This is a genomic window from Ulvibacterium marinum (genome assembly GCF_003626755.1).
Lineage (GTDB): Bacteria > Bacteroidota > Bacteroidia > Flavobacteriales > Flavobacteriaceae > Ulvibacterium > Ulvibacterium marinum.
This window is the reverse complement of the sequence record NZ_RBCJ01000001.1, coordinates 1,468,323-1,482,966: the sequence shown is the minus strand read 5'-3', so window position 1 is coordinate 1,482,966 and position 14,644 is coordinate 1,468,323. Positions and strand designations below refer to the sequence as shown.

Here is a 14,644-nt window from a genome sequence, read left to right as displayed (position 1 = left end):
AACGGGGAATGAAAATAGACAGCTTAATTACTTTGGATAAAATAAACACTCTGCTTCCTTCCTTTTGGGACCTTGTGATTCAGAAGGTACAAGACCTCAACAAAAATTACAACATCTCGAAGGGCAGTCCAGTCTTTACGATAAACGGAAAGTATACTTCTCGGGGATGGACCGAATGGACACAGGGTTTTCAATACGGTATTCCCCTATTAGCCTTTGACGCAACGGGGGAAACCGATATGCTATCCATCGCAAAAGAGAATATCAAAAAACATATGCCCCATCATTTGACGCACTTCGGTGTACATGACCATGGATTCAATAACGTCAGTACGTATGGAAATTTATTACGTTTGGCGAACGAGAATAAATTCACCGCGGATTATCATGAAAAAGAATTTTATAAACTGGCCTTGAAGGTATCCGGCACGGTTCAGGCAAAACGGTGGACGACAACCAATGACGGAGGTTACCTTTACTCATTTAATGGGCCACATTCCCTTTTTATCGATACTATGAGAACCTGTAGAAGTCTGTTGGTCGCCCATCACTTAGGTCATCGGATGTTGGAAGAGCATGATGAGGAAATTGATCTTTTGGACAGAGCTATTACACATGGACTGACCACGGCAAAATATGCAGTCTACTATGATGAAGGTCGAGATTTTTATGACGAACTCGGTCGAGTCGCTCATGAATCCATATTCAATTTGAACGATGGGGCCTATCGTTGCCCAAATACTCAGCAGGGCTTTTCAGGGTTTACCACTTGGACGCGTGGTCTCGCCTGGGCGATGTTGGGTTTTACCGAGTTCCTGGAATTTTTGAACGCTCTACCTCAAACTCATGAAAAAATAGAAAACAGCAAAAACGTTTTTTTAAAGGCCGCTATGGCTACCTGTGATTTTTATATCGCGAACACCGCTGCAGATGGCATCCCTTATTGGGATACCGGGGCTCCTAATTTATATAAACTTGGAAACTATAGAGATTTCGATTCTCAACCCAACAACAACCACGAACCCGTTGATAGTTCGGCAGCCGCCATCGGGGCCCAAGGGCTGATACGGCTAGGCATTCTCTTGAAAAAAAACGAGGCCGAATTAAGTAAAAATTATATTACGGCAGGCCTTAAAGTGACCAAGACCTTACTAAGCCATGATTACCTTGCGAACGACCCAGCCCATCAAGGCATTATAAAACATTCCATATATCACCGACCGAACGGATGGGACCATACACCTAAAGGCAGTAAAATTCCTGTCGGCGAATCAAGTATGTGGGGCGACTACCACATGGTCGAGCTCTGTTTGCTCGTCCAAAAGCTTTCCCAAGATAAAAACTATACCTTTTTCAGTGGTATTGTCTAAATTTAGACAATTGGAAATATAATTTATATGGCAAGAGTAAGTCAAAAGGATATAGCAATTGCATTGAACCTGTCGCGGGTAACAGTTACCAAGGCTTTAAAAGATCATCCCGATATATCGGACAGTACCAAAAAACAAATAAAGGAAAAGGCCAAGGAACTGGGCTATATACCCGATTTGATCGGACGTAGCCTTTCTAGCGGGCGAACGAAAACCATAGGGGTCATCCTGCCTAAAATCGCACATTCGTTTTTCGCCTATGCCGTTGAAAGGTTTTATGAATATGCGCATGAGAGAGACTATAATATTATCCCGATGGTGTCTTTTGAAGATAGCGAAAAGGAAAAAAAGAATATCGACACGCTGCTTTCAATGCGAGTAGATGGAATAATCATTGATACTGTAGGAATTAAGGATAGGAAAACCTATTATAATTTGATTAACAAGTCAGGAACCAAGATTCTGTTTTTCGACAGGGCACCTATTGAGCATCCTGTGGGAGCAGTTGTGGCCGACGACATGGAATCCAGTTATCAATTAACCAAACTCTTGCTACAAAAAAAATATGTCAAAATATGTCATTTTGGGGGGCCTTCTGGTATAAGTATTACCGAAGAAAGGAGAAAGGGATATGAAAGGGCAATACAAGAAGTTGGAATATCGGCCTGGGTAATACTTACGGATATGACCAAAGACGATGGCTATACGATTTTGAGAAAACTGGGACATAGCGCCAATCTCCCAGATGCTGTAATCGCAATAAACGACTCCGTGGCACAAGGTGCTCACAAAGCAGCTTTAGAGATGGGTCTAGAAATACCTAGTGATATCGCCATTGCGGGTTTTGGCGATCTGACCACGTCAAGAATCATGAAACCGTCATTGACAACCGTACGAATGCCCCTAAAGGAGATGACCAAGTATACCATTGATTTGATTATCGATATGATCGAAAATGAAACCACGGTAAAGGGTAACACTATATTTAAGGGAGAATTGATAGAACGGGAATCTACTTGACCGATGAATAACTTAAGATTGAAAAGGACCTTATAATGAAGAAAAGTTCATCGTTATTGTTTGCCTGGTTCGCTGTTGCGTTACAGACCAATGCTCAAGAAGTGCCATCGTCGCCCGAGTGGTATGACGAGGCCAAGTTTGGCATATTTATCCATTGGGGCGTTTACTCCGTTCCCGCATTCAGTATGACCGAGGAAATTGAGAACCCCTCACATTGGAGCGAAAAGAACCAAGCGTATAGTGAATGGTATTGGCATTCGATAACCAAGAAATACAGTCCGACTTACGATTTCCATACAAAAACCTATGGCTCCGATTTTGAATATCAAGATTTTGCGCCCATGTTCAAGGCAGAACTTTTTGATCCGGCCTATTGGGCCGATATTTTTGAGCGATCGGGAGCGAAATATGTGGTCATGGTCGCCAAACATCACGATGGTTATGCTTTATGGCCTTCTAAATATAGCTGGAACTGGAACAGCATGGATGTCGGACCGCATCGTGACCTTTTGGGCGATCTTTCGAGGGAAGTCAAAAAAAGAGGATTGAAAATGGGCGTATCCTATTCGTTGGATGCGTGGTTCGACCCCCTGTACCTCAAAGACTTCAATAGTTACGTCGACGAAAAATTACATCCTCAGTTAAAGGAATTGATAACGGATTATGAGCCTGATATCTTTGTGGCCGGTGGCCATAATATGCATACCGTCGAAGCTTTTAAAACGGATGGTTTTCTAAAATGGCTTTATAGTGAATCACCCGTTAAGAATAAAATCGTAGTCAACGACCGATGGGGAAAGGATAGTCCGAAAAAATTGGGCAGTTATTTTACCACCCAATACAGCGATGTGAACGCGCCCAAAAACTTCGATAAAAAATGGGAGGAGATGCGCGGCATTGGAAAGTCTTTTGGATATAGCCGCATTGAAAAAGCTGACGATTATATGAGTTCCGCCGAACTAATCGAGACCTTGGTCAAGGTCGTTTGTAATGGAGGGAATCTCTTGCTGAATATAGGGCCAACGGCCGATGGTCGCATTCCCGTAATCATGCAGGAGCGACTTTTAGAAATAGGAAACTGGCTGTCTATAAATGGCGAGGCTATTTACAGTACGAGAAAGTGGGTGAATACGGAAATGAACCTGAGCAAGCTTTACCAATTTTATGCCAAAAAGAATAGCGATTTATATGTAATTATTACAGAAAAGTATGACGATAAAATTTTCGTTAACGGTATTGAGAGTGTCAAAAGTGTCCGTCTATTGGGGTATACTGGTGAAATAGAATATTCGATGGTCGGAAAGACCATTCGTATTTCATTTCCATCTTTAGTTGCTGGCAAAAAAGTTACCAATCCTGCATGGGTTTTCAAATTGGAATCTATTGTGGAATGACTTATGATTCAATAAACGATTTAAAAATTTTAATTACTGCATTCTTTTTAGTACAACAAATTAATTAACAATATGATAAAAACAATCCTTCCAATTCATCATATAATTTTATACATTGCAATTTCTAGTTTATCGATAAGCACGACATTATGTCAATTGAAATATCGTGAAATTCTTAATGTTACCTAAGCAAAGTTAAAGGGTCAAAAGATGAAATTAGACCTTTTAATGACCTAGGATAAAAATGGATACTACTTATAAAAAATAGGTAAGAAACTCTATTCAAACCCTATTTCAAAAGATAATTGTTAAATTCTTGTTCTAGAAATTCATCCGACAAATTAGGCTCGCCCATCAACCAAGCATCAATAACATCCTTATGAAAAAACTTCTGTCGTATGTGCTTGTTATTTCCCGTTGGTATTAACTTCAGCTGAGTAAGTTTATAAATCTTACTCTTTGAAAGGCCAGTATAACTAACCAAATCGTCCACGTTCAAGACTTTTTTATTTTGGGACAACAATGTTTTGATGTCCCTTAAAATTTCCAATACATTGTTATCCTCATTCATAATCTTATTGTTTTATAGATTAATATGAGTAAATGGCCATTTACTTTTTTAGAATTTTGTCGAAATGTAACTAGATGATAATAAACTCTTGTCAGAAAACTGATATGTCAGGCTAAAAAATTCAAATGTCAGTAAGAAACTTGAAGAAATTATCTAAATGATCTCTGAATTCTTTATCGGGAATAGAATCACTGTAGGCACTGGTCATACTCTTTTGAGTAACCAGTTTGCCTTTATTGTAGATTTTGTTCGACTTTTCGAAAGAAGTTAAGGTCAGGCCTTTTTTTAATTTTTTGATTTTTTCCAAAAGATATTTAAGCTCCGCTAAGTTCATCTTAAAATGAATTACATCATCGTGCCTTTCTAAGTCCAAAGTCATCACTTTAAAGAACTCATCATAGCTGGTCAATTCTTCGTCTATAAATTCATATTTCATTAAGTATGCAAAGAGTTTCCTAAACACCAAATCATTCAGGTCAAGATGGAAGCCTGTAAATTCACTTTTCTGGTTGGACTTCTCCAGATTCAATCTTTTTTCCATTCCCAATTTAAGGACAAAGAATAGTACTATGATACCATATAATAGCAATGGAACAAGCGTCCACAACCAATTCGAAGCTTGATTATAAAGGAAAATTGAAACGATTAAAAATGGAATAAAAAATAAAATTGATAAAATAAGGATTTCATTATTTCCTTTATCGAGAAAGGTGGCCAAACTATTATTAACCTTATCCCTTCCCATGAGTATGGCGGACAAGGCATTCAACATCGTATTAAGAATCTTCCCCATTGGAATCTTTGGTTGAATTTTAAAGATAAAGAAAACGGGGAATTAGTTCAATCAGCACTTAATCTTTAAAAGATCTCACGAAAAAAAAGTTTAAAAGGGCGGTATGTTTATATGTCATAAATTTAACTAGAGCAAAAAAAGGTTTTTGCACAAAATCAAAAATAAGACCATAAATCTGTTGCGGGCAATATATCATACAATATCAACTTGAACCTATAACCGCATACGTGGCGGTCAGGATTTACAACAATAGGGCGGAGGCCTCATCAATAACAGAACTATCCAAGTCTTTGAGGTATGTTTGTGTAACTGCTAAAGTCTCATGCCCTAACGCCTCACTTATTACGTCTGTGGCAACTCCTAACTGTTTCAATGAATTGGCAAAAGTATGTCGAGCTACATAACTCGTCAAATTGGTATCTATTTCACAATGAAATGCTATTTCCTTTAAGTCCTTGTTGTATTGCTTCCTAGTCTTGTGCTTGCGGTTTTCAATTTGCATAGGTGTCATATTATCCTTTAGCAGTATTGGAAACACATATTTGGTATTTAGGCAATTTTCTTTGTAGTAGTCCAATATTTTCCTAACAGGAGGTAGAATAGTAATATTGAAAACTCCTTTCGTTTTAGATCTGGTATAGTTAATTTTATTGCTGCTAATTTGACCCCACTCTAAAAGCATCTGATCAGTGAAGTTCATGCCACGGGTATAAAAACTGAAAACAAACAGGTTATGACTTAGAATGAGGTGGGGATATTTGGTAATATCCATTTTGACGATTTTCATCATTTCCTCATATTGAAGTGCTTTTTTTATAGGATTGCTCTTAAGCCTTGAAATTTTATATTTCTTAAAAGGGTAGTTTTCGTTCAGCATTCTTCCGATTTTGGTTTTAGCATCACTTCTAGAGATTGCGAGATTGTAGACTGTTCTAATAGATCGCATCCTGACACTAATACCCCCATTTGTACCTCCCTGAGAACGCAACTGGTTTTCGTATTTCTGCAAGAACGTTATATCAATTTGCTCGAACCTTAGCTGAGTACTTCCATTGAATTTTTTCAATGCTGCGAAACTGTGCTTGTGTATTCGTGCGTCTCCAGTTCTTCCGGCAGCATTTAAATCCTCAATTAAATCGTTCCAGAAATAAAAAAAGTTATCAATATTTTGAGCAGGTTTTGTAGAGGAGATGAACGCCCTCTCAAAATCGATTAATGAAAAATCTTCGTTTTCATATTCAAGTTCAGTATAGACCTTTAATGCCTTATCCTTGAACTTTAGAAGCACCCGATTACTCTGAATATAGTTTGCATACTTTCGCGTAAATTGTTCCGCTTTTTCATCAAATTCTTCTGGCAAAGCTTGAAAAATTGTTTTAAAGAATTTTGATTTCCTATTTTTGGTCACACGGATTCTTATTGGATATGTTCCATTGGCTCTTTTTACTTTCTGCAAAACTATTTTGATTGCGGCCATAACTTTTGTTTAATGGGTTTAAAATCCGTACAACATCCGTACAACAATTGTGCTCTTAAATATATATCAAATGTTTTCAGATGAAAAGGAAATAGTTGTAAAATATTGATTTTCAGACTATAAGAAAGCAGATGAAAACAAATGTAAATTAAAAACGTCTTCCTTCTAAGCAGACGGTCACAGGTTCGAATCCTGTCGCGATCACTTAAAGCGGAAAGTCCATCACGTTAGTGGTGGATTTTTTGTTTTATAAAGCGTATGAAAGCCAACAGCTTTCCAATATTCGGAATAAAACGAAAAACAGCGGCGCTAGCCGGTGTGCTTTCCATTTTCATCAGAGGCCGCAAAGGAAAACCAAAGGTAATCCTGTCGCGATCACAACACTCAGAAAACCACGCCCAAAGGCGTGGTTCCTTGTTTTAAGGAAAAACCGGACGTGGTGCGGGTCTTGATTGAAAAAAGGGACCAGAACGATAGCCCAGGGCTTTCTATTTGCAATATTGAGTGCAAAGGAAAACCGAAGGTAATCCTGTTAGGATTACGAATAAATCAACCAAAAGTTGAAAACGAAGCGGGCTGAAAACATTGCTCGCTTTTGTTTTGCTGCAAGGATATCCAATCCTTACACAATTAGAGGGTTTTCGAGGGGTTCTGGGTGCTACCCCATCATTAAAAAACATAGCCCAAAAGCCAATACAAAATAATAAATAGTACCAAAAACCCGACACAACCACATTTTCCTCCTCCAAGCTTTTTTGCGCCCCAACCGGCCAATAACGCCCTAATGATATTTTTCATTCCCCAATAATTTGTAAGGCCATAAAACTATGTAGAATTACAGTAACTTAATAATTCAAACATCCCATCTGTTAATCCAATTGATATATGGTGTAATATACAACCTATGCCTACAATGACCTGATTGCCCTAAGGCAATTTACCTCCAAAATCGAACCAAAGTACAATGGGGTCACTACGATCTCCCTTATGATGCGCAATGGAGCTTTTTTGTGATGAAGGCCCTAGTTTATCTGCTTGTTTAAACTTTGTTCCTATCGGGGGAATCTCGTAGAGGAACGAAATATCCCCGTTTGGAAAGGGAGGGGCCACGCCTCCTGCGATATGTTCTGGATCGGCCGGTATATACAATCGCAAAAAAAGCCCGGGGGTTTCCGTAATAATCCTAATGGGCAGTTCCTCTGTTCTTAATTCGGCCCAAAATAGATTTCCATGGTATCCCTTGAATTCAGGATAGACCAGATTATCAAAACTGGCTCCGGTAATCGTATTGTTATATTCCTTTTCCCAAACCCCTATTTCGGCACCTTTGGTCCTATTTTTCCAGACACGGTACGGGCCTTGACCCATCCATTTAATCCCTTTGACCTTATTTTCGGGGTAATTAAAGGAAATACCTATAAAATCAATGGCATCCGCGGAAAAATTCAGTGGACTTACCTCCAATCGCAAAAGGCCTGTTGGCAGCAATTCCCATCGTATTTTTTCCGGATAGGTATCATAACAGGTTTCCAAAACAAAACTTCCTTCTTTGTCTATCCACCATTTTACATCCTTTACAAGGGTTTCGATTCCTACTGGGAGTGGGCCACCATTAAAGGAAATTGGTTTTTCCTGAAAAGACACCTCGTCCAAATGACCATTTTCCCTATTGAAGACAAAACCAAGTTCGTTTATATTGATCTTAAGGCCGTTTTTCTCTTCAACAACTTCAATCTGACCTTTTTCCAGGTCTGATTCTATCTGTTGAAGCAATTCATACGCAATCTGGTCCGGTTGTTTTATTGGCCAATTCCAGGTATATATTTCCATTCCTTTGTTATCTGTAGCCGTAAATGAAAAAATATTTCCTTGCTCAATATTTTTAGGGATTTCAAGTTGCAGATACTTTGTCTCCCCGGGAGCTATATCAGGCCCCTTTGCTGTGCCCGAAGCCAGAACCATAGTTTCATTAAAACCCGAAGTGGATCGTAGTTCCCAAGAAAAGGTACATTGATCCAAATTGGTATACAGATAGGTATTGGTGAGTGCCAGTCGTCCATCAAAATTGGATGTAATGGTCCGTGGACTTATCTGAACGGGAGACCATATTTCCTTTATGGTGTAAAAGCTGCCTTCCTTTTCCCTATAGGGGCCTACAATCCCGTCCGGGGCATGGTTACCGTCACTATCCAGTGTATTATCCCTATCCCTCCTTACTACGGCCTCATCGGAAAAGACCCATAGAAAACCGCCCGAAAACATGGGGTGAACCGAATAGTTCTTCCAAAAATCATCCAAGCCTGCACCATGTCCCCCATCATAAAGACCATGTAGTAATTCTGTGGGCATAAAAGGCTCATTTCCATTGCTCAAACGGTTGATTCCATAACCATATGTGGGATAATGCCGGGTGTCCACCCCATTCCGTTTTAGCCATGGATAGATTATGGGCCGTTTCTGTATATTGTACCTATGGAACCATTTCTCATTGGCAAAATCCCATCCTCCCTCATTGCCATGGTCCCAAATGACGACACTAGGGTGATTCTCGTCTTTCAATATCAATTCCTTAACCAATTTGGGCCCAACTACCGTATCATAGGCGTCTTGCCAACCGGTAAGTTCATCCAGTACAAAAAGCCCCAGGGAGTCACAGAGTTCAAGGAAACGTTCGTCCGGGCCGTAATGGGACATCCGAACAGCGTTCATGTTCATCTCCTTCATCAGCCGAATATCCTCCAAATGATTTTCCTCGCTTAGCGCCCTTCCTGTTTCCGGCCAAAAGGAATGCCGATTTACCCCCTTAAAAATAACTCTTTGTTCATTCACATAAATCCCATCATTCTCTCGGAGTTCAACAGACCGAAAACCGAAACGCTCTCTTTTTTGATAGACCACCTTACCCTTCTCCAACAGTTCAAAAAGGGCAGTATACAAGTGCGGTGATTCGGGATTCCATGACTTTATAGTATTGAAACTTCCCGATATCATCAACTCGTTCTTTCTTCTTTCAAACGATTTTGACAAGATTTCCCCAACACGATTCCCTTCCGGGGAAAACAGCGTTACCTTTACCAATCCTTTGGATATTGGTTTGTTGAGGGTCAAAAGTGCATTGAATTCACCTGTATGTTTTGCATCAATGGCCGTCCTTGTAAAATGATGATTGGGCAAGACTTCTAAAAACACCGGGCGGAAAATTCCTCCAAAAATCCAGAAGTCGGCTTGGCGTTCCGCCCTGTTTACAGATTTGTTGGCCGAATGCTTTGCAACATCCACTTCTAAAATATTTTCCTGACCGTATTTCAACAGTTTCGTTATGTCATATTTGAACCTATAGAAAGATCCCTGGTGCATTTCTCCAGCGGATCTGCTATTAATGATGACCCTGGTATCGGTCATGGAACCGTCAAAAACGATGTTTATGGTCTTTCCCTTCCATTGGGCCGGCACCTGAAATTTATGCCGGTACATTCCATGTTCCTTACCTAATTTCCGGTTCTCATTTCTGTGATCATGGCCATAATTGTAGGTGCCAAATCCATGCAATTCCCAGTTAGAAGGTACCGGAAGTTTGGACCATACGCCACTATTGGCCCCATCGGTTACCTTAAAATCCCAATCCACGGTTTCCGAAGCATCCTTACCGGACAAGTATACCCGTTTATATTCAATATCCCCTTGTCCCCATACGGAAAAAGAGATTCCTAAAAGCATAACCCATGTAATCACGGCATACCGAAAAACCCTAAAACTCGGCATATCGAAAAGTGACATTTTACCCTGTCTTTTAAAAGAGATGCTATTCATTTATGTATAATTGAGAAATAAGAGGTGTTGAACAAGCCTTGAAGTTACAAAGATTGTAGGTTATTGCGTTCTTCAAAACCGTTTTGAAAGCGAATGAGGTAATCTTTTTGTTTCCAAAGTTATCCGCAGTTCTTTGGTCTGATAGAATAAAGGTCGCTAAATAGATTTATAAATTAAAAATCCACCTCTTTTCCGAGGTGGATTTTTACTTCAAGGGGCCTCCACTCATTTTCAGAGCGTAGTGCAAATTTAACGTCTACAAAAACTATTCAATTCCTTGAATAGGGGATCTCCGGCAAACTCATCCAGAACATGTCCTCCATTGGGTACGATTACCAATTTGCTACAAATACCCCATTGATCCAGCTTTTCTTTTGCTTTTATGGCCCGATTCTTCCAATAAGTATCCCTTTCACCGGCAATCATCAAAATTTTGGTTTTGGAAAGGGATTTGAGTTTATCCTTATCCCTATAATCAGGATTTCCTGGCATTGCAATTACACCAGTAAATTTATTATGGTACATTTCCGCTATTTGAAAGGCATCTACACTATTGGCCGAAAAACCTAAAATGAAAAGCTCCCTTATGGTGTAGTTTTCTTCCAAATAATCCAATAGCACGTTTATCACACTTCGCTTTTCCATATGGACCAAGCTCTCGACCAAAATCCAACCATGTTGATCAGCATGGGTCCCAAAATAACGACATCCCGCCTTTAGGTCCCCTCCATCCAACCCGGGGCCGAGTAATACAGGATATGCCTTATCTTTGGAAAACTCTTCGGGTTCCGTTATTCTTACCAGTAGTTCCTTGCCTTTTGAAATGGGTATTTTCATTGTTTTTTGTTGCCCAAAAACAGTTTCAGCACCCAACAGAACCAAAAACAAAAACAAGTTGACACGTAGCGCACCAATGTAGGACCGTCTATTCATTTTGCGTGAGTTTTATGAGTTTGCCTGAAGCGACTTCCAGTAGGTGAATTTCCGAACCGTCATCAAATGAAGTGTTGTAAGCCACATAATTGACCTCCGGGTCTGTTTTCCCAAACATTACCGATCTATAAGGCACTGTACCCAGTTCCCTAATATCGTTTCCTTCCAGATCTTCCAGAATAAAAGTAGTTCCCTCATCATGGTCCTTTTGTTTGATAACATGATTCTCTACAATGAACCATCCTTCCAAATTGGGCACATCGGTTACCTTGCCAGAATTCCTATCCAGAATGTGCTTGGAATACAGATTCTTTTCCAGGTCTATGATTTTACTGAGATATAAGGTTCCATTTGCAGCGACTTGGGGTCGATTGGTAATACCATCTGTTGATAACCGGGTAATCTTATCGCCCATGGCATGGTAGGCGTCCGGTCTAAAACCCTCTCCGGCCGGCCAATGAAAAAAGTAATATCCATCCCCGGCAGGATCCCATGAGGAAAACATATGAAATCCATTTTCTGAGACCGATACCAGCTTTTTAAGATTATCGCCATTACGATCAATTGTCATCATCCTGGCTCCCTCCTCTAGGAAACTGGTATAGGCGATTCTTCTCCCATCAGGGGACCAAATGGGTTCCGTATGAAATCCTAGGGTGTCCTTTTTTGTGAGCTCCCTCACTTCCGTACCATCTGAATTCATCAAATAAATACGCGAGACATTCCACTCACTATTGATATAGGAATAAAAAGCAATTTTGGAACCGTCCGGAGAAAAGGATGGGCCCAAATCCGGAAAAGAATCATTTTTTACCGTTCGCCGTTCAAGCTCTGCTTCATTCTTTGGAGAATCCATTTTGGAATCTTCTAGGTTATTGGTATCTGTTTTGTCCCGGTTTTCCTTACAAGACAGATTAAAGCATGAAAGAATCAATGCGAGAATCAAAATTCGATGTGTCATAGATTTATTTTTGAAATTTCTCGCAATCTAAAAGGGAGCGGATCTAGAAGAAAACAGTCTGTGACAAATAGTGCTTTTAGTGATATATTACCCTAAAGGGATGTACCACATATAAAGGTGGCTATTTTGTTAATTGCCATACATTTCTTCCGTTAATGTCAGCCCTATAGATATAGGTATTTCCTTCTTGAGCCATTCCATAATAACCTGAATCAAAGAGCAATATAGAATGGGTCAAATGTGAATTCAGCTCTTGTTTGTCATTGAAAAAAGATACTTGAACCATCTTACACGAATCCCTTTCCCTTTTAAATAAGTCAAAGGAATTAGAATCCGGATTGGCACTATACATTAGATATTTCCCATCACTGGACCAACTTGGCATTCTTTCATTTATATGGGGTGTTCGGGTAATGTTTTCTACTTTTTCGGTAAAAATTTCCAATGAGAATACATCAAATATAGGAGTAGAGTCATTTGACATATTTTTTAGAAAAATCAATTCATTTCCATCGGGATGGATTACTGGCTTATAGAACTCATCACCGCTTTGTGCCGACCTCATGAGCAACGTATCCCTATTGCTATCAAGCTTCCTTAGATAAATAGCGGTTTTACGATTGGGTTGGAATTCGCAATATGCCATTATTTTTCCATCGGAAGTAAAACTGATTTCCGAATGGCGGTAACCTTTATGCGGAAAAGTAACCCTTTGAATTTCCATCGTCTTTAGAACCATACGATAAATCGACATATCTCCACCCCTATCCGAGGAGAAATAAATGTGTTCTCCTTTGGGTTCCCATTTAGGGTTCAAGTCCCATGCTTTATAGTCAAAGGTAAGTTGCGTTTCCTTTAACGTCTTCAAATCCATCAGGTACAAATCGGGCAAGCTATCGTTTCGATATGAGTAATACACCACTTTACTCTGATCCGGGGACAAGCGAGGGGCAAAATCCAGTTGATCTGCCAGTTGCGCTTTGACTCCAGCCAACGATACCAACACAAAAAGTAAAATAAAAGGACCCAAAGTCTTACCCATACCAATATTATAAAACCGATTTTTAGAAGGTTTTCAGCGAAGCTAGCGGAGTTATGATTTCAACAAAAACTGGCTGTGACGTATCGTTATATATGTGATAAAATGTGAGCACAAAAATTTAATCGGAAGTTGTCCGTTTGGCACTGAAAACAAAACGATTCGTCCCATTTTTAACCATAGGACACAATGCAATTTCAATGGTGCTATGGGGGATTTAATTTTGGCGAAACTGAAAATTCCAAAACAATGAAAAGAGCAAAAATCCATTGGGCCATGGCCGCCCTATTTATGTTTACACTAAACGTTTCCAAAGCACAAATGAAAACCGAAAACCTTGTTACCGCCTGGGACGCCATGACAAAAATGGTGGTTGAAACCGCAAAGGCCATGCCTGAGGTTAATTACAGTTTTAAGCCTACTGAGGAGCTTCGCGATTTTGCCGAACAGATTTCACATACCTCAGGAGCCAACTATCTATTTGCATCGGTGGTGAAACTAAATACACCCGATCCAAATCCCGTAACCGATACCAAAAAGAAGAATGAAGTCATCCAACAATTGCAAGGCTCCTTTGCATTTATCAGGGATGGCATGGAAAAACTCAAGGAAGAGGACTTAAAGGAAGAAATTGAATTCTTTGGCAGCAAGATGTCACGATTGCAGTCGATTTTGATCATGACCTCGCACCTTCAACGGGAGCATGGGAAAAGCACCATATATACCAGGCTAAAAGGCATAGCCCCAGGTCCAACCGGGGGATGGTAGGGTATTTATCTATTCCTCTACAAAAAACCGGCGGAGACTATTTCTCGATTTATGGCATACCTTGCACCATCATAACACAATGTGCTGTGCCCAACGGGAACGCTCTCCTCTGGTTTTACTGTGTAAATCCTGAATATTTCATTGGCCGGGTTGCCGGGAAAATCAAAATTAGTCTTTACCACAACTTGTATGGCATTGTTAGAGTCAGAACTTTCCAATACTATGGCATTACCACAATCCGTCTCGGATTTGCTTATTAAAGAGACATTGGAAGCCGCCTCCTGACCAAACATATCACCATGAAAATCCAACCCATACTCATCTTCTTCATGAAGCAAATAAAAGATTTCTTGGTAGGTGAGTTCACTTATATTCTTAATCCGCTCTTCCACAGGGGTCCTTTCTTTGTCAGCATGTGGTTTTTTTTCCTTGCAGGAACCCATTACAACAAAAGAAAGGAGGAGAAGGTAGATATATGGCTTTTTGATCATGACAAGGTAAGCTGTAA

13 protein-coding genes are annotated in these 14,644 nt (G+C 39.9%); 4 read left to right on the top strand and 9 right to left on the bottom strand.

Features of this window, described 5'->3' with window-relative positions:
• Window positions 1-8 precede the first annotated feature (8 nt).
• From D7Z94_RS06370 to D7Z94_RS06360, 3 genes are read left to right on the top strand one after another with little or no spacing between them, the layout of a single operon-like run.
• On the top strand, window positions 9-1,370 hold the full coding sequence (locus D7Z94_RS06370) for a glycoside hydrolase family 88 protein (RefSeq protein WP_120710649.1): 1,362 nt from the start codon (window positions 9-11) through the stop codon (window positions 1,368-1,370).
• Window positions 1,371-1,397: 27 nt separating this feature from the next.
• Window positions 1,398-2,390, top strand: a complete 993-nt coding sequence (locus tag D7Z94_RS06365; protein WP_120710648.1) for a LacI family DNA-binding transcriptional regulator — start codon at window positions 1,398-1,400, stop codon at window positions 2,388-2,390.
• 35 nt (window positions 2,391-2,425) lie between these two features.
• A complete protein-coding gene (locus tag D7Z94_RS06360; RefSeq protein WP_120710647.1) occupies window positions 2,426-3,784 on the top strand; it encodes an alpha-L-fucosidase in 1,359 nt (452 codons plus the stop codon).
• Window positions 3,785-4,073: 289 nt separating this feature from the next.
• On the opposite strand, the gene D7Z94_RS06355 is transcribed toward D7Z94_RS06360, so the two are convergent.
• The 8 genes from D7Z94_RS06355 to D7Z94_RS06325 all read right to left on the bottom strand — a co-directional run bounded on the left by D7Z94_RS06355 (window position 4,074) and on the right by D7Z94_RS06325 (window position 13,371).
• Window positions 4,074-4,355, bottom strand: a complete 282-nt coding sequence (locus D7Z94_RS06355) for a helix-turn-helix transcriptional regulator (protein ID WP_120710646.1) — start codon at window positions 4,353-4,355, stop codon at window positions 4,074-4,076.
• Between the two features lie 121 nt (window positions 4,356-4,476).
• Entirely contained in the window at window positions 4,477-5,148 is a 672-nt protein-coding gene (locus D7Z94_RS06350; protein WP_120710645.1) for a hypothetical protein, read from the bottom strand.
• A gap of 241 nt (window positions 5,149-5,389) precedes the next feature.
• Window positions 5,390-6,625: a site-specific integrase gene (locus tag D7Z94_RS06345; RefSeq protein ID WP_120710644.1), complete on the bottom strand. Its 1,236-nt coding sequence runs from the start codon at window positions 6,623-6,625 to the stop codon at window positions 5,390-5,392.
• Between the two features lie 669 nt (window positions 6,626-7,294).
• Complete coding sequence (locus tag D7Z94_RS26080; protein ID WP_262696926.1) at window positions 7,295-7,423, bottom strand: hypothetical protein; 129 nt, start codon at window positions 7,421-7,423, stop codon at window positions 7,295-7,297.
• Between the two features lie 129 nt (window positions 7,424-7,552).
• Window positions 7,553-10,435, bottom strand: a complete 2,883-nt coding sequence (locus D7Z94_RS06340; protein WP_211341747.1) for a glycoside hydrolase family 2 protein — start codon at window positions 10,433-10,435, stop codon at window positions 7,553-7,555.
• A 249-nt stretch (window positions 10,436-10,684) separates the two neighbouring features.
• A complete protein-coding gene (locus D7Z94_RS06335; protein WP_147415837.1) occupies window positions 10,685-11,368 on the bottom strand; it encodes an alpha/beta hydrolase in 684 nt (227 codons plus the stop codon).
• The gene (locus D7Z94_RS06330; protein WP_120710642.1) at window positions 11,361-12,329 is read right to left on the bottom strand and encodes a TolB family protein; all 969 of its coding nucleotides are present in this window, start codon (window positions 12,327-12,329) and stop codon (window positions 11,361-11,363) included. The genes D7Z94_RS06335 and D7Z94_RS06330 overlap by 8 nt, the downstream gene beginning before the upstream one ends.
• Window positions 12,330-12,450: 121 nt before the next feature.
• Window positions 12,451-13,371, bottom strand: a complete 921-nt coding sequence (locus D7Z94_RS06325; RefSeq protein ID WP_120710641.1) for a TolB family protein — start codon at window positions 13,369-13,371, stop codon at window positions 12,451-12,453.
• Between the two features lie 246 nt (window positions 13,372-13,617).
• Here D7Z94_RS06325 and D7Z94_RS06320 point away from each other — a divergent pair, with 246 nt between their 5' ends.
• Window positions 13,618-14,136, top strand: coding sequence for a DinB family protein (locus tag D7Z94_RS06320; RefSeq protein ID WP_158594591.1), 519 nt, complete (start codon window positions 13,618-13,620; stop codon window positions 14,134-14,136).
• Between the two features lie 17 nt (window positions 14,137-14,153).
• Here D7Z94_RS06320 and D7Z94_RS06315 read toward each other — a convergent pair whose 3' ends face one another.
• A complete protein-coding gene (locus tag D7Z94_RS06315; protein WP_120710639.1) occupies window positions 14,154-14,627 on the bottom strand; it encodes a hypothetical protein in 474 nt (157 codons plus the stop codon).
• Window positions 14,628-14,644: the final 17 nt, after the last annotated feature.